At 36.3% G+C, this 21,254-nt stretch carries 21 protein-coding genes; 3 read left to right on the forward strand and 18 right to left on the reverse strand.

All coding sequences use genetic code 11. The features are described 5' to 3' along the window. Position 1: 1 nt before the first annotated feature. From AT726_RS00300 to AT726_RS13105, 18 genes are all read right to left on the reverse strand, one after another. Positions 2 to 1,039: an aspartate-semialdehyde dehydrogenase gene (locus AT726_RS00300; protein ID WP_055244909.1), complete on the reverse strand. Its 1,038-nt coding sequence runs from the start codon at positions 1,037 to 1,039 to the stop codon at positions 2 to 4. Further along, a complete protein-coding gene (locus AT726_RS00305; protein ID WP_055276544.1) occupies positions 1,039 to 1,875 on the reverse strand; it encodes a hypothetical protein in 837 nt (278 codons plus the stop codon). Before AT726_RS00305 ends, AT726_RS00300 begins: the two co-directional genes overlap by 1 nt. A gap of 134 nt (positions 1,876 to 2,009) precedes the next feature. Beyond that, a complete protein-coding gene (locus tag AT726_RS00310; protein ID WP_068758782.1) occupies positions 2,010 to 2,942 on the reverse strand; it encodes a polysaccharide deacetylase family protein in 933 nt (310 codons plus the stop codon). Between the two features lie 393 nt (positions 2,943 to 3,335). Continuing rightward, positions 3,336 to 5,444 (reverse strand): polyribonucleotide nucleotidyltransferase, encoded by a 2,109-nt coding sequence (gene pnp, locus AT726_RS00315; RefSeq protein WP_068758783.1) that lies wholly within the window; start codon positions 5,442 to 5,444, stop codon positions 3,336 to 3,338. Between the two features lie 362 nt (positions 5,445 to 5,806). Continuing rightward, positions 5,807 to 6,262, reverse strand: coding sequence for an IS200/IS605 family transposase (gene tnpA / locus AT726_RS00320; RefSeq protein WP_068758784.1), 456 nt, complete (start codon positions 6,260 to 6,262; stop codon positions 5,807 to 5,809). A gap of 192 nt (positions 6,263 to 6,454) precedes the next feature. Further along, the gene (rpsO, locus tag AT726_RS00325) at positions 6,455 to 6,724 is read right to left on the reverse strand and encodes a 30S ribosomal protein S15 (protein ID WP_068758785.1); all 270 of its coding nucleotides are present in this window, start codon (positions 6,722 to 6,724) and stop codon (positions 6,455 to 6,457) included. A gap of 107 nt (positions 6,725 to 6,831) precedes the next feature. Then, positions 6,832 to 7,758, reverse strand: coding sequence for a bifunctional riboflavin kinase/FAD synthetase (locus AT726_RS00330; RefSeq protein ID WP_055276552.1), 927 nt, complete (start codon positions 7,756 to 7,758; stop codon positions 6,832 to 6,834). A 12-nt stretch (positions 7,759 to 7,770) separates the two neighbouring features. Beyond that, positions 7,771 to 8,670: a tRNA pseudouridine(55) synthase TruB gene (gene truB / locus AT726_RS00335; protein ID WP_055244406.1), complete on the reverse strand. Its 900-nt coding sequence runs from the start codon at positions 8,668 to 8,670 to the stop codon at positions 7,771 to 7,773. Between the two features lie 21 nt (positions 8,671 to 8,691). Next, on the reverse strand, positions 8,692 to 9,828 hold the full coding sequence (gene hemW / locus AT726_RS00340; protein ID WP_068758786.1) for a radical SAM family heme chaperone HemW: 1,137 nt from the start codon (positions 9,826 to 9,828) through the stop codon (positions 8,692 to 8,694). A gap of 9 nt (positions 9,829 to 9,837) precedes the next feature. Beyond that, positions 9,838 to 10,614, reverse strand: a complete 777-nt coding sequence (locus AT726_RS00345; protein WP_068758787.1) for a histidinol-phosphatase — start codon at positions 10,612 to 10,614, stop codon at positions 9,838 to 9,840. Positions 10,615 to 10,731: 117 nt separating this feature from the next. Next, entirely contained in the window at positions 10,732 to 12,564 is a 1,833-nt protein-coding gene (lepA, locus tag AT726_RS00350) for a translation elongation factor 4 (RefSeq protein ID WP_269465079.1), read from the reverse strand. A gap of 226 nt (positions 12,565 to 12,790) precedes the next feature. Next, entirely contained in the window at positions 12,791 to 13,189 is a 399-nt protein-coding gene (locus tag AT726_RS00355; RefSeq protein ID WP_068758788.1) for a hypothetical protein, read from the reverse strand. Between the two features lie 13 nt (positions 13,190 to 13,202). Further along, complete coding sequence (gene spoIIP / locus AT726_RS00360) at positions 13,203 to 14,249, reverse strand: stage II sporulation protein P (RefSeq protein WP_068758789.1); 1,047 nt, start codon at positions 14,247 to 14,249, stop codon at positions 13,203 to 13,205. Positions 14,250 to 14,380: 131 nt separating this feature from the next. Further along, positions 14,381 to 15,448 carry a GPR endopeptidase gene (gene gpr / locus AT726_RS00365; protein WP_055304683.1) on the reverse strand — a complete coding sequence of 356 codons (1,068 nt, stop codon included), beginning with the start codon at positions 15,446 to 15,448 and terminating at the stop codon, positions 14,381 to 14,383. A 101-nt stretch (positions 15,449 to 15,549) separates the two neighbouring features. Beyond that, the gene (locus AT726_RS00370) at positions 15,550 to 16,428 is read right to left on the reverse strand and encodes a DMT family transporter (RefSeq protein ID WP_068758790.1); all 879 of its coding nucleotides are present in this window, start codon (positions 16,426 to 16,428) and stop codon (positions 15,550 to 15,552) included. A gap of 101 nt (positions 16,429 to 16,529) precedes the next feature. Next, positions 16,530 to 17,984, reverse strand: a complete 1,455-nt coding sequence (locus AT726_RS00375; protein ID WP_068758791.1) for an aminoacyl-histidine dipeptidase — start codon at positions 17,982 to 17,984, stop codon at positions 16,530 to 16,532. 170 nt (positions 17,985 to 18,154) lie between these two features. Continuing rightward, positions 18,155 to 18,334 carry a hypothetical protein gene (locus tag AT726_RS13100; RefSeq protein WP_237297142.1) on the reverse strand — a complete coding sequence of 60 codons (180 nt, stop codon included), beginning with the start codon at positions 18,332 to 18,334 and terminating at the stop codon, positions 18,155 to 18,157. After that, positions 18,280 to 18,459: a PspC domain-containing protein gene (locus AT726_RS13105; protein WP_335338309.1), complete on the reverse strand. Its 180-nt coding sequence runs from the start codon at positions 18,457 to 18,459 to the stop codon at positions 18,280 to 18,282. Before AT726_RS13105 ends, AT726_RS13100 begins: the two co-directional genes overlap by 55 nt. Before the next feature lie 167 nt (positions 18,460 to 18,626). Here AT726_RS13105 and AT726_RS00385 point away from each other — a divergent pair, with 167 nt between their 5' ends. The 3 genes from AT726_RS00385 to rpsT all read left to right on the forward strand — a co-directional run bounded on the left by AT726_RS00385 (position 18,627) and on the right by rpsT (position 21,171). Beyond that, the gene (locus tag AT726_RS00385; RefSeq protein WP_068758792.1) at positions 18,627 to 19,298 is read left to right on the forward strand and encodes a cysteine hydrolase family protein; all 672 of its coding nucleotides are present in this window, start codon (positions 18,627 to 18,629) and stop codon (positions 19,296 to 19,298) included. Between the two features lie 15 nt (positions 19,299 to 19,313). After that, positions 19,314 to 20,759 (forward strand): nicotinate phosphoribosyltransferase, encoded by a 1,446-nt coding sequence (locus tag AT726_RS00390; protein ID WP_068758793.1) that lies wholly within the window; start codon positions 19,314 to 19,316, stop codon positions 20,757 to 20,759. 148 nt (positions 20,760 to 20,907) lie between these two features. Next, complete coding sequence (rpsT, locus tag AT726_RS00395; RefSeq protein WP_055244388.1) at positions 20,908 to 21,171, forward strand: 30S ribosomal protein S20; 264 nt, start codon at positions 20,908 to 20,910, stop codon at positions 21,169 to 21,171. Positions 21,172 to 21,254: the final 83 nt, after the last annotated feature.

Below are 21,254 nucleotides of genomic sequence, written 5' to 3' on the forward strand. Positions count from 1 at the left end.
TTTAATCACCTAACAATCCATGACGATGCATATAATAAGCAATTTGCACACTATTTAAGGCGGCTCCTTTTAAGATATTATCAGCAACGACCCAAAAATGAACAACATTTTCCTCAAATAAATCTTTTCGAACACGTCCAACAAACACCTCATCTTGATGAGCTAAATACGAAGGCATTGGATATTCTTGATGTAAAATATTATCACGTAAGATGACATCAGGACTTTGCTTAAATACCTCAATAATTTCTTCTCGATCGTTAACTGGTTTTTTCAACTTAACTGTCACTGAGACACTATGACCATACCGAACAGGAACTCGAACACAAGTCGCATTCACTTTTAGCTCATAATCATCTAATATTTTTTGTGTTTCATTGATCATTTTGATTTCTTCTTTCGTATAACCTGATGACAAGAAGACATCAATTTGTGGAATGACATTATGGGCAATTTGATAATAAATTTCATCTGAACGCGTAGGTAAAATCTGTGGCTCATAAGACTCGTCACTTAATTCTTGCTCATACTCATATAAGGCTTTAGCTCCCGCTCCTGAAATCGCTTGATATGTTGAAACATTAACCGATTCAATCCCATAGGCTTCAATTAATGGTTTAAGTGCCACCACTAATTGAATAGTTGAACAATTTGGGTTCGCAATTAATGGCGTATTTTTGGATAAGACATGAGCATTTACTTCAGGAACGACTAATGGAATCGTTGGATCCATACGGAAAGCACTCGTATTATCAATGACAACTGCACCTTTTGACACGGCAATCGGAGCATACTTTAATGATACACTCCCACCCGCACTAAAAAACGCTAAATCAATGCCTTCGAATGAATCTTCTGATAACTCCTCAATTACAATTGGTTCCTTTTTAAACAAGAGAGTTTTTCCTGCCGATCGTTTGGAGGCGAGTAAACGTAAGGAAGAGACTGGAATAGGATAACGCTCTAGTGTTTCAATCATACTTCTGCCAACCTCACCACTTGCCCCAACGATTGCGACCGCATATCCATGTTGATTCATCACAATCTCCCCTTTTTTTCATTTAAGGCGATGTAATCTCTCACAAAGCGAAACAAATAATAAGCAGCTGTTTTTGGAGCGACAATACTAGGTAATGAACCGGCTAATTCTGATTGAATCCCTAATTGTTTCGCATAGTCAAAATCAACACCACCTGGTTTACTACTCACATCCATGATGTAACAATCTTTTCTCACATGGTTCAAGGCTTTTTCATCAAGTACCATCGCAGGTACAGTATTTACAATCACATCATAATGATGTAAATCTTCAACCATCAAGTCAATATGAATCGGATGCAATCCCATTTCAAATAATCGGGCTTCATCTTTTTTCTTTCTGAAGGTTACACTCACATATGCACCTAACGCTTTTAAATCTCTTGCAATCGTTAATGAAGTTCGACCTGATCCAATCACTAAAATCTCTGCTTGATGAATTGTAATATCTGTATTTTTAATGATGTTATAAATCACTCCTTCCGCTGTAGGAATAGAGTTATAAATTGCGACTTCATCATAATCAAAAATAACTTCACATTTTCTTGGAACAGACTTTAACAATGCCATTAATTTAGGATATCGAATCGGCGTAAAAATCACACAATCTTCTGGTAAACTTAATAAAACTTCTTCTGTTAAACGTAAATGAGTATTTGCAATTTGTCCACTTTCACTAATTCCACCAAAAGGCAAAATAAAATAATGCGTTTCCTTTAAAATATGAAAATCAAAGCTCACTGAATCACGATAATACTGAACAAGATCTAACCCACTATCACGGATGTACTCAGACAAATAATTCATCCGCTTATCATTGTTTATGATCAATATCATAATAACCACCTACCTCCTATCTACTTACGTAGTATTTTATGAAAACGAGAAAGGTCTGGTGACATATATCGATGTGATACTTCGGCAATAAAAAAAGCAACTCTTCATTTAAAAAGAGTTGCTTTTAATTTTAATTAACTACATTCTGGCCTAGTTCCTTGAACTATTTCATCAACAGTTTTAAATTGATATCCTTTTTCTTTTAATTGATTAATCATTGGTTCTAGTGCAATGACTGTTTCTGGTTTAGGATGCATTAAAATGAGAGCACCCGGCTCTAATTTTTTCATCACCCGACTAATCAGAACATCAGCACTTCCTCCCATCCAATCGATCGTATCTGCTGTCCACATAATTGAATACATTCCTTGATCATACGCAGCTTTTAACGTTCGATCATTAAACTCTCCAGCTGGAGGGGCAAAATAAATAATAGGTTCATTAATAATTGAACTTAAAACATCATTCGTCTTTTTAATTTCCTCAACGTATTGATCATAAGTAAATCCACCCCAACGTGAAGGATGCGAGTAAGAGTGGTTACCTATTAGATGACCATCATTATAAAGTTTTAACACTTGATTCTTATGATTTTCTGCATAACGACCTTCAAAGAAAAATGTTGCACGTACTCCCAAACGATCTAAAATCGTCATCATTTTATCCAACTCTTCTTCTCCCCAAGCCACATTAATGAGTAAAGAGACGTACTGACCTTCTTCATTTCCTTTATAGATAGGTCTTTCACGGAATTGTTCAGGATCTTCTTTATAATCAATTTTCTTACAAACAATGAGTGAAGGATCAAACTCTCCATTTAACAACATTTTATTATAAGATAACTCATAATCAACTTCAGCACCTACTAAACCAGGAACAAAATCCCAAACACTATCTATTCTCGGTTCAACAGCTTCAAATCGATGAGTTTCCATATACTCAACTAGCTTCAAATGAATTTCATCATTCATATTTGAAACTGGATAGGCTTTATGATAAAAATTAACACCGATTAACAGTGTGACATAAGCAACAATCCCTAAGACTGCTCCTATCTTTTGCTTCACAGCTTTCACCTCTAGTCATACGATTTAATCTTTAACAGTGTGCCACGATTACTATCAGTTTATTCATTTTTTACTCAAATTTATCATTTGACTTTAATGTTTGATGACATAAATCTAATAAATAGTAAAAAAATGCTATTTTAAGCTAGAGGAGTCACGAACAAAGATTGAACACCTTATCTATCCTTTATTAAAAAACTAAATCATCCTCTCTTCAAATATTATTATTAAAATTCTCATATGGGTTAGTGGCAGTCCCTGTCTAACAGGATAGCAGAGCCTTCATAGTCCTCTTATCCTATTAAAATCAACTCTTTTGAATCTATCTATTTTATGATACAAAACTTTCTTAAAATAAATCCAAAATAAAAACTCGCCAATGGCGAGTTTTTATTATTCTGCTTGTTGCTCCGCTTGTTCTTTCATCGCTTCTTTGCGTGATAAATTCACACGTCCACGATCATCAATTTCCGTTACTTTAACGTAAATTTGATCTCCAACATTCACAACATCTTCTGTTTTAGCTACACGTTCTTCTGCTAATTGAGAAATATGCACTAATCCATCTTGTCCAGGGAAGATTTCAACAAAGGCACCGAATTTTTCAATACGAACAACTTTACCTAAATAAATCTTACCAACTTCGACCTCACGAACGATATCCTCAATCATCGCAACCGCTTGATTAATATTTTCTGTGTTGTCATGTAAGATATAAACTGTTCCATCTTGTTCAATATCAATTTTAACCCCTGTTTTATCAATGATTTCATTGATTTGTTTTCCACCAGGTCCAATCACATCACGGATTTTATCCACTTTAATTGTCATCACTTTAATTTTTGGAGCGTAAGCTGATAAATCCTCACGAGTTTCAGCAATTGTTCCTAACATATGATTTAAGATTTGCATACGTCCAACTTTAGCTTGTTGAAGGGCCTCTTCTAAAATCTCACGGCTTAACCCTTCAATTTTGATATCCATTTGTAAAGCAGTAACCCCTTGAGCTGTCCCCGCTACTTTGAAGTCCATATCTCCTAAATGATCTTCCATCCCTTGGATATCAGTTAAAACCGTATAATTTTCACCTTTTTTAACAAGCCCCATAGCAATCCCTGCAACTGGTGCTTTAATTGGAACTCCAGCCGCCATTAATGCCATCGTAGATGCACAAATTGAAGCTTGAGACGTTGAACCATTTGATTCTAAAACCTCAGATACTAAACGCACTGTATATGGGAATTCTTTTTCAGATGGCATTACTTGTTTTAACGCACGCTCTCCTAAAGCCCCATGACCAACTTCACGACGACCTGGTGCTCCATAACGTCCCGTTTCTCCAACTGAGAATGGAGGGAAGTTATAGTGGTGCATGAAGCGTTTTGTTTCTTCAACTTCAAGTCCATCTAACATTTGGTGCTCATTTAAAGCGCCTAATGTACAAATTGATAAGGCTTGTGTTTGTCCACGTGTGAATAACGCTGATCCATGTGTACGAGGTAATAAATCGACACGAGATGATAATGGACGAATCTCATCAATTTTACGACCATCCGGACGTACTTTTTCATCTGTGATTAAACGGCGTACTTCTTCTTTAACGATTTTATTTAAAACTTCTTTAACTTGTTTTAATTCTTTTTCAGTGACCTCTTCTGCCTCAAACACTTCTAACACACGTTTATTTACCGCATCAATCGCTTCTTGACGTGCATGTTTTTCAACTACTTGAATAGCGGCTAACATATCTGCTTCTGCCATTTCACGTACACGCGCATTAATGTCTGCATCGATTTCATATAAGTTTAATTCCATTTTTTCCTTTCCAATTTCAGCAACAATTTGCTCTTGGAAGGCAATAATTTGTTTGATAGCATCATGACCGAACATGATAGCTTCTAACATCACTTCTTCTGGAACTTCTTTTGCTCCAGCTTCAACCATGTTGACTGCATCTTTTGTTCCAGCTACTGTTAAATCGATATCTGAATTTTCTAATTGCTCAACCGTTGGGTTTAGCACGAATTCTCCATTGACACGACCTACAATGACCCCAGCAATTGGTCCTTCAAACGGAATATCTGAAATAGATAAAGATAATGATGATCCAATCATCGCTGATACTTCTGGTGAGTTATTATGATCCACACTCATGACATAGTTGATGACTTGTACATCATTACGGAATCCATCAGGGAATAATGGACGAATAGGACGGTCAATTAAACGACCTGCTAAAATCGCATGTTCACTTGGACGCCCCTCACGTTTAATAAATCCACCAGGTACTTTACCTACGGCATAAAGACGTTCTTCATATCCAATTGTTAATGGGAAAAAATCTATATCTTTAGGTTCTTTTGAAGCAACACATGTTGATAAAACAACTGTATCACCATAACGTACTAAAACCGAAGCATTCGCTTGCTTTGCTAACTCACCAATCTCAAAAGTTAATGGACGGCCAGCTAACTCAAACGAATAAACGTGTTTATCTGACATATATATTACTCCTTCATTTTCTACATTTATATTTATTCTTTTCTATCATACCATAAGCAAATAATTTAAAGAAATAATTTTTTTCATATTCATACCTAATTTGGCAACTTCACTAAAATTTTGCTTAAAAATAACCTTTTTCTTTATTTTATCACCTGACATCCTTATTATAAGCATTCTCAACAAGAATTATCAGCCTTCATCTGAAAGAGCAATAAAAACCACCCGTCAAACGGGTGGTTTTCACTAGGGCTATAAGCCCTTGTTACCGGCTAGCGTCTCAAGGCGCTAGCTTTCACTTTGTTCAAGCTACTTGCCTTTGCCGCTTTTGCTTACTCCTAAAGGAGTTTTCGTATGGCTAGCTACCCTTTAAAAGGGTCTTCATATTCTTTTACACTTAATTTATCCATGGCTATATCATGGCTTTCTTGTTCCTGTATATATTTCTTAATCGTTGCTTCATTTAATCCAACTGTACTTACGTAATATCCTTCGGCCCAAAAGTGTCTATTTCCAAATTTATATTTTAAATTTGCACGTTTATCAAAAATCATCAATGCACTTTTCCCCTTCAAATATCCCATGAAACTTGAGACACTCATTTTTGGTGGGATACTTACTAACATATGGACATGATCTGGCATCAGATGTCCTTCTATTATTTCTACTCCTTTGTAGGCACATAATTGTTTTAATATATCTCTTATACTGGTTTTATATTGATTATAAATTATTTTTCGTCTATACTTAGGAGTAAACACAATGTGATACTTACACATCCACTTTGTGTGAGATAAACTATTTGCCTTATTGGCCATAAAAATCACCTTTCTCTTCTAAAATAGTAGCCTGAACAACTCTATTATAGGAAGAAAGGTGATTTTTTAGTGGTATAACCCTTATTTCCCACCCGCATAGCAGGTGGTTTTATGTTTCGCACGCTTCGCGAGCTCAACAGGCTAAAGCCTTTAAAATAAAAAAAAGAACCTTCAAATGAAGGTTCTTTTTAATTAGCGACGTAATCCTAAACGCTCGATTAATGAAGCATAACGGTTGATATCTTTGTTACGTAAGTAAGTTAATAAGTTACGACGTTTACCAACCATGCGTAATAATCCACGGCGTGAATGATGGTCATGTTTGTGTTGTTTTAAGTGATCGTTTAAACGATTGATTTCAGCAGTTAAAACTGCAACTTGTACTTCTGGAGATCCTGTATCTCCTTCGTGTACTGCATAAGCTTTGATGATTTCTTGTTTTTCTAATTTAGAAATAGCCATTACTATTACCTCCTATAATTCTGATAAATACGCCTCAATCCAAGCCAATCGCTGGAGGAGCTAAAAGCATAGAATAAGGACATGTTTAATTGTATCATACTTTTTAATTAATTCAAGTTTAATTTAAAATAACTTCTAACATATTGATGATCAACCTCTAATTGCTTCATCAGTTCTGCAATGGAACCAAAACGCTTTTCCTCTCGTAAATACTCACAAAAATCAAGTGTCATCTCTTTGCCATAAATATCCTCACTAAAATCTAGAATATACGTTTCAATTGAAACTTGATCATTAAAGTTAAACGTTGGATTATGACCAATATTACACATTCCCACATAGCGTTGTCCTTCAATTTCAACCTCAACTGCATAAACACCTTTTTTAGGAATCACATAGTCTTCACTTAACTGAAGATTAGCTGTTGGAAAACCAATTTGACGCCCTCGTTGTTGACCGCTCACAACCATTCCGTGGATACGATACGGTCGCCCCAGCATTTGTGTCACTTTTTTAATATTTCCATCTGCTAAATAACGCTTAATTTCAGTGGCTCCTATTTTCTCCTGTTCTAATTCATATTTAGGAGTGACATTTAAGCTAAATTGATCTGAGTAACCTCCCAATAATTCCACCTCACCTTCCCCCATTCGTCCGAATCGGAAATCAAATCCTGTTGAGACATGTGCTACCCCATACTGAATGAGATAACGTTCGATGAAATCAATGGCTCTCATATTTGCTAACGCTTCATTAAATGGTAAAATAATCAATTCATCCACACCTAATTCAGTTAAGCGGCTTACTTTTTCTTGATAAGGTGTTAATAAACGATCGCTGTCTAATTTCTTTAAAAAGATATTCGGACTGGGAGAAAAGGTCATCACGGCACTTCGCATTTGATGAGCCTTCGCATAATCTACTACTTCTTTAATCACCGCTTGATGCCCAAGATGTAGCCCATCAAAGTAACCTAAGGCGACAGCAATCGGTTGATCCAATTTTTTACTTAAATTTAAATGTATAACTTCCATCTCAATCACTTCCTAAAAGAAGCCCCTCATTGATCGATAGACATCATTAGTTGGGTGCTTTTCATATACTGCTAAACATTGTCCACTTTGACTATAAAGTGCCACTGGAGACACTGTGACATGATTAACTTGTTTCGGATATAATTGTACGCCATTTCGTACTAGTTTTTCAACCCAAGAATCGACCACAACCGATGGGAAATCTGCCATTGCCTGTTCTAATGTCAACAAAGTTAATGTATTCGATTCAGCCTTTTCTTTGAAAGCCTCTAAACTTAAGCAATCAGAAATATTAAAAACACCTGAGGCAATACGTCTTAAATGAGACATATGTGCTGGATATCCAAGCTTTTCTCCAATCGTTACAGCTACCGTGCGAACGAATAATCCCTTACTTCCTTTGACACGGAAACTAAATTTAACTAATCCATCTTCACTTTGATGAACGTCGCCTAATAGTTCTAATTCATAAATCGTGACCTCACGACGTGGACGCTCAACTTCAAGTCCAGCACGTGCGTATTCGTATAGCTTTTTACCATTAACCTTAACTGCTGAATACATCGGTGGGACTTGAATACTACTTCCGAGCATACTTTTTAAAACTGCTTCCACTTCTTCCTTCGTTATCGTACGGTCGACTCGTTTTTCTTCAACTAATTCACCATCAGCATCTTCAGTGGTCGTTGAAAAACCGATTGTAACTTCACCTAAATATTCTTTTTCATTTGCTGTTAAAAACTGCGAAATCTTCGTGGCACGTCCGACACAAATCGGTAAAACACCTGTTACACTTGGATCAAGCGTTCCGGTATGCCCAACCTTTTTCGTTTTCAACACTTTACGGACAATATTAACACAATCATGCGATGTCATTCCTGCCGGCTTATCTAGTAACAATACCCCGTCCATAATTCACCTCATCACTTTCTTTTAAATCGATAATAAAAATTGTTCAAACACATCGTTTGCCATGAGCAAACCTTGACGCGTTAAACGAATTTGATTTCCAACGCGCTCTAAATCATGAGCTTGAATTAATTTTTCCAACGCTTCTTGATAAATTGCTTCTACGTTCACACTATATTTTTTTGAAATCTGTTCTAGATTAATTCCTTCCATGAGGCGTAAACCTAAAAACATTTCTTCTTCAATTTTTTCTTCTTTCGATAAAACACTTGACTCAATCACAGGTAATTCTTGTTTTTTCAATGACTCAATATATGTATTAATAGAGCGTGTATTTTGATAGCGGGTCCCCTCTACATAACCATGCGCACCGAGTCCCGTCCCAATATACTCTTCATTTTTCCAATACCATTGATTATGAAGACTTGGAATTGATTTTGCAAAATTACTAATTTCATAGTGCTGGTAGCCATGTTGAGCCAACATCTCTATAACCATTTCATACATGTTTGCTTCAATTTCATTATCTGTTAATTTTAACTGATCTTTCATATAAGCTAAATACAACTGCGTATGCTCCTCAACAATTAAAGAATACGCTGAAATATGTTCCACATCAAGAGCAATTACCTTCTTTAAATCTTCTTTTAACTGTTCAATGGTCTGTCCAGGAATGGCATAAATCAAATCTAAATTAATATTATACATTCCATGAGCCTTTAATGTCGCAACCGCTTGTTCTACATGTTGACTCCCATGTTGGCGGCCAATTCGTTTCAGCAGTGTTTCATGAAAGGTTTGAACGCCCAAACTGAAGCGGGAAATTTGTTGTGAAAGTAAGTATTCCACCTTTTCTTCCGTTAAGTTCTCTGGATTGGCTTCAATGCTAAATTCGACAATTTGTTCCATCTTAATCGCTTCATGTAAATAGTCAAATAACGGCTGAATTTGATCGACGCTTAAAGCTGTGGGCGTTCCTCCTCCGATATAAATCGATTGAAGGTCGTCAAATCCGACCTGTTGCTCATAATACTTTAGCTCTTGTAGGAGTGCTTGAATGTATTCCTCATGACGTTGTCCCTTCGTGATTAACTTAGGAAAATCACAATACGTACAAATATGATCACAAAATGGAATATGTATATATAATCCTTTCGCCATCTGACACCTCTATAGACGTTCAATGACATTTAAATTTAAGCGTTTCGCCATGTCACGGGCCATTTGCATATACTCATCATTTAGATAAGCCGGATTATGACAATCTGAATTAACAATCACTTTTACGGTTGGGAATTCATTCGCAATAATTGACCAGAATTTTTCAGATGGATACGGATAACGAACCCCATCTTGATACGTTTGCTTCCCGCGTCTTAATCCATTAGCGTTCACTTCTAAAATGACATCATTATCTAATGCCGCTTGTGCAATTTGGCGTGTGGCTGCTTCACAAGCCTCATCCCAACGTGGATAAAGAGTCATAAAAACGTCAGGATGTGCTAAAATGGCAAATAACTTTGTTGCCAGTGCCTCTTCAATACACGATGCATACACGTTTAATTGTTCAGGTTTTGTGAAATGGAAGGCATCTTTGAATTTACCATCAATTTCAATATAGTGTTGCGCTAAAATTAAATAATCGGTTTGTTGTTTTAATTCCGTCATATAATCATGAAGGTGTGGAAAATATTCACACTCTAAGGCTTTTAAAACTTTAATTTGTGGATATTTTTTCTGAGCTTGTTCAATATCTTTAAAATATGTTGCTAACTCAGAGTAATCCATACGACGTGTTCCCATCTGAGGGAAATTTTGATGTGGCGTGTGACAACTCATTCCAATTTCAGCGTAATTATGCTTCACTGCTTCTTTAACATAAGCCTCAACATCACCTTTGGCATGTTTACAACGATCATGATGCGTATGATAATTCGTTAATAACATATTTATCACCTCTTTATTATGATTCTTTTTTAGTTTATCTTAAACATTCCAAACAATAAATGAACTTGCTTAGTTTTTACTCCCTATTAATAGAAAAAGAGAGGTCTTTGCCCTCTCTTAATCTTCGTCCATTGATAATACAGCCATGAATGCCTCTTGTGGAACCTCAACTGATCCAACAGACTTCATACGTTTCTTACCTTCTTTTTGTTTTTCAAGTAATTTACGTTTACGTGAAATGTCTCCTCCGTAACATTTAGCTAAGACGTTTTTACGTAAGGCCTTAATTGTTGAACGGGCGATGATTTTCCCACCAATCGCAGCTTGAATTGGAACCTCGAACTGTTGTCTTGGGATAATTTCTTTTAACTTTTCAGTGATCACTTTACCACGTGAATAGGCAAAATCTTTATGAACAATTAAACTTAACGCATCGACAATTTCACCATTTAATAAGATATCCATCTTCACAAGTTTTGATGGCTTGTATCCAATTAACTCATAATCAAATGATGCATATCCTTTTGTTGATGATTTTAATTGGTCAAAGAAGTCATAAACGATTTCTCCAAGTGGAATTTCATAGTTAACATGAACACGTGTTTCATCTAAATATTGCATATCGATGAAGACACCACGTTTTTTCTGACATAATTCCATGATAGCGCCAACATAATCATTTGGTGTCATGATTGATGCCTTAACATAAGGTTCTTCAATTGATTTGATGGTCTGTGGTTCAGGCATTTGTGATGGGTTATCGACAATTAACTGCGTTCCGTCTGTTAAGTAAACATGATAGATTACCGACGGTGCTGTTGCGATTAAGTCAATGTTAAACTCACGTTCAATACGTTCTTGAATAACATCCATGTGTAATAATCCTAAGAATCCAGTACGGAATCCGAATCCTAAGGCTTGTGATGTTTCAGGCTCGAATTGTAATGATGAGTCATTTAAAACTAATTTTTCTAATGCATCACGTAAATCGTTATAACGAGCAGCATCAATCGGATATAATCCACAGAAAACCATTGGGTTTAATTTACGGTACCCTGGTAATGGTTCTTCCGCTGGATTATCAACTGATGTAATCGTATCCCCCACGCGAACCGTCTTCACATCTTTAATTGACGCTGTCACGAATCCTACATCACCAACACTTAAATAGTCGACTACTTTTTCATGTGGCGTATGAACTCCAACTTCAACGACTTCATATTCAGCACCTGTTGCCATCATACGAATGATTTGACCTTTTTTCATCGTTCCATTTACCACACGGATTGAAGCAATAATTCCACGATATTGATCATAAACTGAATCGAAAATTAAAGCCTGAAGTGGTGCATCAGGATCTCCTGTTGGTGCTGGGACTTTTTCAACGACTTGTTCTAAAATTTCTTCGATTCCGATTCCCGCTTTAGCAGAAGCTAACACAGCATCATCAGCTGGTAATCCGATGATATCTTCGACTTCTTGCTTCACACGATCTGGATCGGCACTTGGTAAATCAATTTTATTGACTAAAGGTAAAATTTCTAAATCATTATCTAAGGCTAAATAAACATTCGCTAAGGTTTGGGCTTCAATTCCCTGTGCCGCATCGACCACTAATACGGCTCCTTCACAAGCAGCTAGTGAACGTGATACCTCATACGTAAAATCGACGTGTCCTGGGGTATCAATTAAATGTAAAATATACTCATTTCCATCTTTAGCTTTATATGTCAACTGCACGGCATTTAACTTAATCGTAATTCCGCGCTCACGCTCAAGTTCCATTGAGTCTAACAGCTGATTTTTCATCTCACGTTTTTCCAACGCATTCGTTCGCTCTAAGATACGATCCGAAAGTGTTGTTTTCCCATGATCGATGTGGGCTATAATTGAAAAGTTGCGAATTCGTTTTTGTCGCTCTTTGATTTGTTCGCTATTAATCGCACTCACAAAGCTCACTCCATTTCGGTAAAATAATATCCACTCTATTTTACTTTAAATTTACTTATCTCACAAGAAAAATTTGTGGAATCTCTTGTTTTTATCATGATTTAGCTATTTTTATGACCTCTTTATTTTTGAGATAAGAAACCATACAAAAAGACTATTGCCCCAAATACTCACTCGGTCAATAGTCTTATTTTGTTCCATTTTTTATATTAAATGAGATCACGCCTTATTCACTGATTAATTGATCAAAAAATCTAACCACTGTACGCAAAACCTCACGCACAATGGTTTTTAATACATCTGCGATGTCTTGTCCTAATTTAGAGATATTATTGTGACTAACCCCACTCACTTTGTTTAATGTGGATGTCGTAGGTGACGGTTGACTTGAAGTTTGAGTGATGGGTTTACTACTGTTCGTTTGGCTGGTTTGCACGGTCTGACTATAGGGAATAAACGTATTTTCTTCGTCTTTTAAACTCGCTTCGTATTGCTCAATTTGTTCATTTAAAAATGTTGAGGCTTGCGCTGTCGATTGAATTTTCAAGTCTTCAACGTGAAGACTATACGACATCCCTAGCATAAAACAAGAAATGGCTATGATGATTAGCCCCCCTTTTTTCATAAGCACCCCCCCATCATTCATGCGCTTTAATATACGTTGCTAAAACATCTGCCACTGCCTGGGCTGAATTAGTGACCTCTTCATAGGTGTTATAGTCACCTCCCACCTCAATTAAAATCATCGTCGTGGCAAAATCTTGATTATAAACCCCATTATAGCCAACCCCGCCATTTTCACGAATCCCTCGCGATAATCCAGGATATTTTTCGCTCAATAAGGCTTCTAACTCTTGAATAATTTTTTGATTTTCTTGATATCGCTCATTATCAGTTCCTAACACAAACATCACTTTGGCATACGGTTTCCCATCAATCGTTGTAACAGATTTCTCATAACTAATCGAATCCCGATGAAAGTCAATAAAATAGCGTAAGGTCTCATGTTGACTCGCCGTATCCTCTAAATACATCCGTGATGCCTTATAAGATAATGAATAATGCCACTTATTTTTACTCACAACCTCTGCCGCTGAACGAGATTCAACTAATGTATTTATATTTTGACTTTGTAACCGCTCAGCTACCATGTAAGATAAATCAACCACACTAACTGGCCGACCTAACTGCTCATTCACAGCTCCACTTTCATATAGTTCACCATCATGAGAATTAAAGATATAAACCAACGGATCGGTTGTGATTACTTCTTCCATCGGTTCGACATCTAATTCCTCACTAACATATGTATATTTATAATCTTGTGGTGGCGTTGCTGCTGTTGCACTTTGACTCGGTGCCTTCATATTAATAAAAGCAAACCCATCATTGATAAAGGAGCAAAGTTGATTCAAGTCCAGTGAAGTCATGATTTCTGCAAAGTATTTTTGTAAATTCATCACCACATCCACAATATCTCCCGCGGTTGAAAAATCAAAAATACTTGATAAAATTGTTTCTTGTTTCACATGTTTATCGTAAGCTTCTTTTTGATTAACATATAGCAACTGAAAAAACTGCGTGAAGCAAAGTGTGAGAACAAATCCCAGTATGATGATATAGGGTGTTAATTTATTCAGCTTTTTCTTCCATTTTTTTCTCCTTAAACGTTGTTTTCGATTCAATCTCCCCCGCCCCCTGACTGTTGTATTTCATCGAAAGATGCTTACCTTTCGCGTAACGTTTACCTCTTTAAAACATATACGTTATTATACAAAATCAGTGGTGTTAATTATTGTTGTTTTATGGTCAAGAATTAGCTAAATTGTACATTTGGATGTAAGGCTCGATTGAGACCATTGGAAATTAATGTCGCTAAATCCTCCATTTCTGTATCGATTTCTTTTGGGGTCACGATTAGATTATAACCATTTGGTGTTAAGACCTCAGAAATCAATTGGCGCTTCTCTTCTTCTTCTAAGTTTCCGACTTGCCCCATAAATTGCTCACGAAGTTCTGGAGACGGTAAATCTTCATCGGTATATATTTGACGTGCACTTGAAAATGGCACGAGTTTTTTATAAGAGCGCGACTCCTCTTTTAACGATTTCCCAATATGTTTAAGAAGAAAATCGATCGTATCACTCGTAATCGAAACCGCATCGACAACAGTTGGAACCCCGATTGCAAAAACAGGGATACCTAGCGATTCCTCATCAACTGCCTTACGTTTATTTCCGACCCCGCTACCTGGTGCAATTCCTGTATCAGTCATTTGAATCATTTTATTGACACGAGTAATCGAACGCGAAGCTAAAGCATCCACAACGACTAAGAAATCTGGCTTCACTTTTTTGACCAGTGATTCAATCACATCATATGTTTCGATTCCAGTCATCCCCATCACACCTGGTGCTAATGCACTGACTTCACGATAACTTCGATCCACTTCATTTGGACGAAGCTCATATAAATGACGCGTCACAATGACTTCATCAACGACCATTGGTCCTAATGCATCAGGCGTCACATGATCATTTCCGAGTCCAATCACTAAACAAGTATCTGTTTCTTTAATGTCTCGATGTTTTAATAGCTTCGATAATTGCTCTGCAAAGACTTCCATCGCCACCGTTAACTGATCATGTTCATGAGTAATGATAGAAGACGTATCGAGTGTCATATAACGACCTGCCTTTTTTCCCACACGTTCAACTGCTTCAGGTGCTACATCAATGCAAGTCACTTTTAATCCTTTAATATTATCTTCTTCGTATTTCACCCCTTCTTGAGACGCCTCATTCACTTGCCCGACCATTTGTTCAACGGCTTCTAACGCTAAATCTGAACGACATTGCCACTTTTTCATTTCCTGTTCATTCATAATAATCACCTCAAAAATAGTGTGAGCTAGTTTTAGTTATTTCATGAAAATTTATTCAAAATTTATTCTCAAATTTAAAAAAGACAATTTAAGCTCGTCTTTTATTCTTGTTGTATCACTTGTTTTCTTTTTAACACGCCAGGGTCCCATTCAATCATTAAGACAGCTAAGACACTGAAAATTCCACCGATACAAAGCTTGACTGTCACAGGATCACCTAAAATAAGAACGGATAAAATCGCTCCAAATAATGATTCAAATGATAAAATCAATCCTACTTTTGCTTCAGATGTGTGACGTTGCGCGATCGATTGAATCAAGAAAGCAAACAGCGTACTCAATAACCCTAAATACAAAACGGCGATTCCACTACGAAATGAGACCTCGACCCAGGGCATCCTCAATGACCAAATGAACGATAAAACAGCAACAGTTACCATCTGTATTGTATTAAAACAATACGGATTACAACGCGGACTAAATAAGCCGGTGATCACAATTTGAACAGCAAAACCAATTGCACAAATTAAGGTCAAAATATCCCCTATGTTCATGGAAAAATCTTTTTCAAGAGATAAAAAACTAACGCCTAACACCATGAGTAAAATCCCAGTCCATTGTGTAACTGATAAGCGCCGTTTAAAAAAGATAACTCCAAGTAGCGGGACAAGTAAGACATAAGTAGATGTAATAAAGGCATTTTTTGAAGCTGTCGTATACTGCATGCCAATTGTTTGAAACGAAAAGCCAATGAATAAAAAGATTCCGGCTAAGACTCCCCCTATCACGTCAATTTTTTTAATAGATTTTAACACTTTAAAGAAAATCATCACCATTCCTACGGCTGCAACGATAAATCTCAAAGCAGTTAACTGTGCTGGCCCCATCCCACTCTCTATCGCTAATCCAACAGCGGGAAAGCCCCCTCCCCAAATGATAGCAACGACTAACAATAATCCATCTGCTATTTTTGAATTCATTGATTTCTCCCCCTTTAATTGCCTCTCTTATTCATTTATGCACATCTAACACAAAAAAGGACATTCTCATATTGAGAACGTCCTTTTTTAATAGGATTTAATTATTTGATTGCTTTTAAAACGTCACATAAGAAATTATAGACGCGTTCAGTTGATGGAATCGATAATGATTCTTTTGGTGTATGTGCACCTGTGATATCTGGTCCGATTGAAATCATATCAATTTTTCCAAGTTTTTGAGATAAGAATCCACATTCAAGTCCTGCATGAATTGCCGAAACTTCTAATTCTTTTCCAAACATTTCTTGATAAACGTCTTTCATAATCTCACGAACTTTTGATTCCGTTTCAAATTCCCATTCTGGATAGTCCGCAATTAACTCCATCGTTGCCCCTGTTAAATTAGCAATGGCTTGAATACGATGGTTAATTTCACGTTTTAAAGAACTTACTGAGCTTCGGATGGCACTATTGAATTCAATTTCGTTTTCATCCATCTCAACAACTCCAATATTACTTGAACTTTCAACTAATCCTGGAATGTTAGCACTCATCGTTTGTGGTCCATAAGGGATTAACTGTAAGATATACATTAAATTTTGAGCTGTTTCTTTTGTAAAGACTTTTGTTACCGTGTCTTTTTTCGTTGTAACCACTGAGATTCCAGGATCGGCTGTTTCAAACTCAGCACGAACCATGATTTCAAAGTCTTTCACTTTTGATTCCAATGCCTCTGACTGTTCTTGTGCAAGCGTGATATTTAAGATGGCACGCTTAGAAATGGCATTCATTTTTTCTCCACCAGCAATTGATGAAACTGACACATTTAAATCTTGAATGTAGTGTAATAAACGTCCCATTAATTTATTCGCATTGGCACGGCATTTATTAATTTCAATTCCAGAGTGCCCACCTTTTAATCCACTGATCACAATTTCATAAGAAGTTAATCCGGCTGCATCCACTTCTGTCCACTCGATTGGTAATTTTAATGAGTTACGCACACCACCGGCACATGAAGCTAAAGCCACACCCTCTTCTTCTGAGTCGATGTTAATTAAAATGTCACCTGGAACATTAGCAGGATCTAAGGCCATTACACCATCCATCCCTGTTTCTTCTTCAGTTGTGACTAATACCGTTAAGGCAGGATGCTCTAACGTCTCATCCGCTAAAATAGCTAAAGACATGGCTACTGCGATTCCGTTATCGGCTCCTAATGTTGTTCCCTTTGTACGTAACCAATCACCATCTACATAAATAGGTAATGCATCTGTTTCAAAGTTAAAATCTAATTCGTCATCTTTCACACAAACCATGTCCATATGTCCTTGTAAAATGACACGTGGAGCGTCTTCATAACCTGGCGTCGCTGGTTTTGTGATGATCACATTTTTACATGGTTCTTGAACATAGTCTAAATTATGTTCTTTTGCAAAGTTTACTAAATATTCACTAATCGCAGCCTCATTTCCTGATTCGCGTGGAATTTTTGTCATTTGTTCAAAATAATGAAAAACCGCTTGTGGTTTTAAGTTTCCTAAAATCTCTGACATAAATAAGCCTCCTTTTTTGTTTTTATTCTACCATATCTTTCGTAAAATGATAACAATTCTCTACATTTATACACAAGTTTTAGCAATTATATAATACTAAAAACCGGAGGCTAGTTCTCCAATCAGTAGCGTCCAGTTTTAGTTTAACTAATTTTTAATTGAATATAGCCTTACACACGATCATTTTTATCAGCATCTTTAACCGTATACTCACTTGAATCAAACACTGAACTTTTCGGTTGTTGTTTTTGCTGATGAGTAACAGTCGCTTGATCTGGAATAATAAAAATACAAGCTATATATAAAACAACACCAGCAAATCCAAATGAAAAATAGTTACAACTACCCAAATTAAACGAATAATCGTAGCATCCATCTTAAAATAATCGGCAATTCCTTGGCAGACTCCTGAAATCATGGCTCCTTGACTTGCTCGGTATAAGCGTTTATTTGACATCAAAATCCATCCTTCCATAACACAATTACCGTTATTATAACGTAGTTAGAAAAGAGATGACAACTTTTTTCAGATATATTTTGAAATGTCATCATGAAAGAGTTGGTGATAAACGTCAAATATACTATAATAGTGCTATATCTTTCCGATAGATAGAAAATTACATAAAAATGGGAGGTTTTTAAATGAAGTATGATTTAAAGGCTTTACTAAAGTCTAGTGAAGCTTCTTTGATTCAAATCGTTGACATTCTAAATACAGCTCCATCCCTGATGCTTCAATCATTGGAAGCATCAAATACAGCGATTATTATTGTAGATATGGTCAACGGATTCGTCAAAGAAGGCCCAATGTCTTCTCCACGCATTCAAACGATTATCCCTGCAATTCGTGAGTTAATGACGCAGGCAAAAGAAAAAAAGCTTCCGATGCTAGCCTTCGCAGATAGTCACAACGAATCCTCAATTGAATTTGCTACTTATCCTCCTCACTGCTTAGTTGGAACAAGTGAAAGTGAAATCGTTGATGAACTTAAAGAAGTGGGGGGCTATGAATTAGTGCTTAAAGGTTCAACGAATGGATTTTTAGAACCAGCCTTTCATAACTGGTTAAAAGAACATCCAACGATTGAACAATTTATTGTCGTTGGCGATTGTACGGATATTTGCGTTGAACAATTCGTTTTAACCTTAAAAACCTACTTTACGACACTAAATCGTCCGAGCCGTATCATCGTTCCAATCAATAGTGTTGAGACGTACGACTTGGGCGTTCATGCGGGTGATTTTATGAACGTGATGGCATTATATAAAATGCACATGAATGGAATTGAAATTGTCCGTGAAATTACAAACTAGAAAGAGGCTTTAACTATGAACTTAAAATCAGTAAATTTAACGATGCTCGTAGACTTTTACGAATTAACAATGGCCCACGGCTATTTTGAAAATGGAATGGAAGAACAAATCGCTTATTTTGATATGTTCTTCCGTCGCGTTCCAGATGAAGGTGGATTTGCGATTATGGCCGGTCTTGAGCAGTTAATTGAATATTTAAAACACTTAGAATTTACAGATGAGGACATTGAATATCTTCGCAGCAAACAATTATTCTCTGAAGGATTCTTAACCTACTTAAAAAATTTCAAGTTCGCTTGCGATATTTATGCCATTCCTGAAGGAACACCTATTTTTCCGAATGAGCCTATTTTAACGGTTCGTGGTCCAATTATCCAAGCACAATTCATCGAAACGATGATTTTATTAAGTATTAATCACCAATCTTTAATTGCTACCAAATCAAATCGTATCGTCCGTGCAGCTAATGGTCGTCCTGTATTAGAACTTGGGGCGCGTCGAGCACAAGGGGCAGACGGTGCTATTTTAGGTGCTCGTGCCGCTTATATTGGCGGATGTAAAGGAACAGCTTGTACAATCTCTGATCGTGACTTTAATGTCCCTGCACTTGGAACGATGGCTCACAGTTGGGTCCAAACGTTTGATTCAGAATATGAGGCGTTCAAAAAATATGCGGAACTTTACCCAGAAAACTGTACCTTATTAGTCGACACCTACAATACATTAAAATCAGGGGTTCCAAATGCGATTAAAGTATTTAAAGAAATCTTAATTCCAAAAGGATATAAACCAGGAGCCATTCGTATCGATAGTGGAGATGCGGCTTATTTATCAAAAAAAGCCCGTAAATTATTAGATGAAGCGGGATTACATGAAACAAAGATTGTGATTTCAAACTCATTGGATGAGTATATTATCAAAGATTTACTCATTCAAAATGCACCGATTGATTCATTTGGAGTTGGAGAGCGTCTGATTACTTCAAAAACAGAACCTGTATTCGGTGGCGTTTATAAAATTGTAGCCGTTGAAAAAGAAGGACAAATGATTCCAAAAATCAAAATTAGTAACAATATTGAAAAAATTACAAATCCAGGTTCAAAACAAGTGTATCGTCTATATGATCGTGATACAAAGAAAGCCATTGCTGATGTCATTACCCTAGCTCATGAAAAAATTGACGACACAAAACCATATACCATTTTTGACCCAGAACATACATGGAAACGTAAAGAAATCACAAACTTCATTGCTCGTCCATTATTAGCCCCAATCTTCTTAAATGGAGAATTTGTTTATACCTCTCCTACTTTAGAAGAAATCGTGACTTATTCTAAAGAACAAATTGAGATGTTATGGGAAGAAGTCTTACGCTTTGAAAAACCTCATCGCTATTATGTTGACTTATCAAAAGAATTATGGACATTAAAAACAGAGCTTCTAGAAAAATATTCTAAATAATGCTGATTTTACATATAAAAACAAATCATTCTTCTACATGAGTTTAATGGAATTTTTACCATTTGATTAAATATTGTAATTTCTTCTTGCATTTTAGACCTTGGTCTGATAGAATGATTTTGTTGTATTTTCAATGGAGGTGAACGGAATGCCAAATATTAAATCACAAGTTAAACGTGTGAAAACAAACGAAAAACGTCGTCAATTCAATGCTTCTTACAAAGCATCTATGCGTACAGCTATCAAAAACGTTGAAGTTGCTATCGAAAACAAAAACGTTGAAGCTGCAAAAGAAGCTTACAATACAGCTAACAAAAAATTAGACAAAGCTGTTGCAAAAGGAATTTGCCACAAAAACTTCGCAGCTCGTCAAAAATCACGTTTAAGCAAAAAAATCAACGGTTTAGGATAATCAAATACCGACACTTCGTCGGTGTTTTTCATCCCTTAAACATGATAAAAAAGGATCTTATTTGTCTGACAAGTAAGGTCCTT

The organism is Turicibacter sp. H121, assembly GCF_001543345.1.
GTDB lineage: Bacteria > Bacillota_I > Bacilli_A > MOL361 > Turicibacteraceae > Turicibacter > Turicibacter bilis.

Coding starts and splice junctions, on each gene's coding strand:
- AT726_RS00300 (WP_055244909.1), bottom strand. CDS start 1,039: ATGAATCAACATGGATATGCGGTCGCAATCGTTGGGGCAAGTGGTGAG.
- AT726_RS00305 (WP_055276544.1), bottom strand. CDS start 1,875: ATGATATTGATCATAAACAATGATAAGCGGATGAATTATTTGTCTGAG.
- pnp (WP_068758783.1), bottom strand. CDS start 5,444: ATGTCAGATAAACACGTTTATTCGTTTGAGTTAGCTGGCCGTCCATTA.
- tnpA (WP_068758784.1), bottom strand. CDS start 6,262: ATGGCCAATAAGGCAAATAGTTTATCTCACACAAAGTGGATGTGTAAG.
- rpsO (WP_068758785.1), bottom strand. CDS start 6,724: ATGGCTATTTCTAAATTAGAAAAACAAGAAATCATCAAAGCTTATGCA.
- AT726_RS00330 (WP_055276552.1), bottom strand. CDS start 7,758: ATGGAAGTTATACATTTAAATTTAAGTAAAAAATTGGATCAACCGATT.
- truB (WP_055244406.1), bottom strand. CDS start 8,670: ATGGACGGGGTATTGTTACTAGATAAGCCGGCAGGAATGACATCGCAT.
- hemW (WP_068758786.1), bottom strand. CDS start 9,828: ATGGCGAAAGGATTATATATACATATTCCATTTTGTGATCATATTTGT.
- AT726_RS00345 (WP_068758787.1), bottom strand. CDS start 10,614: ATGTTATTAACGAATTATCATACGCATCATGATCGTTGTAAACATGCC.
- AT726_RS00355 (WP_068758788.1), bottom strand. CDS start 13,189: ATGAAAAAAGGGGGGCTAATCATCATAGCCATTTCTTGTTTTATGCTA.
- gpr (WP_055304683.1), bottom strand. CDS start 15,448: ATGAATGAACAGGAAATGAAAAAGTGGCAATGTCGTTCAGATTTAGCG.
- AT726_RS00370 (WP_068758790.1), bottom strand. CDS start 16,428: ATGAATTCAAAAATAGCAGATGGATTATTGTTAGTCGTTGCTATCATT.
- AT726_RS00375 (WP_068758791.1), bottom strand. CDS start 17,984: ATGTCAGAGATTTTAGGAAACTTAAAACCACAAGCGGTTTTTCATTAT.
- AT726_RS13105 (WP_335338309.1), bottom strand. CDS start 18,459: ATGGAAGGATGGATTTTGATGTCAAATAAACGCTTATACCGAGCAAGT.
- AT726_RS00385 (WP_068758792.1), top strand. CDS start 18,627: ATGAAGTATGATTTAAAGGCTTTACTAAAGTCTAGTGAAGCTTCTTTG.
- AT726_RS00390 (WP_068758793.1), top strand. CDS start 19,314: ATGAACTTAAAATCAGTAAATTTAACGATGCTCGTAGACTTTTACGAA.
- rpsT (WP_055244388.1), top strand. CDS start 20,908: ATGCCAAATATTAAATCACAAGTTAAACGTGTGAAAACAAACGAAAAA.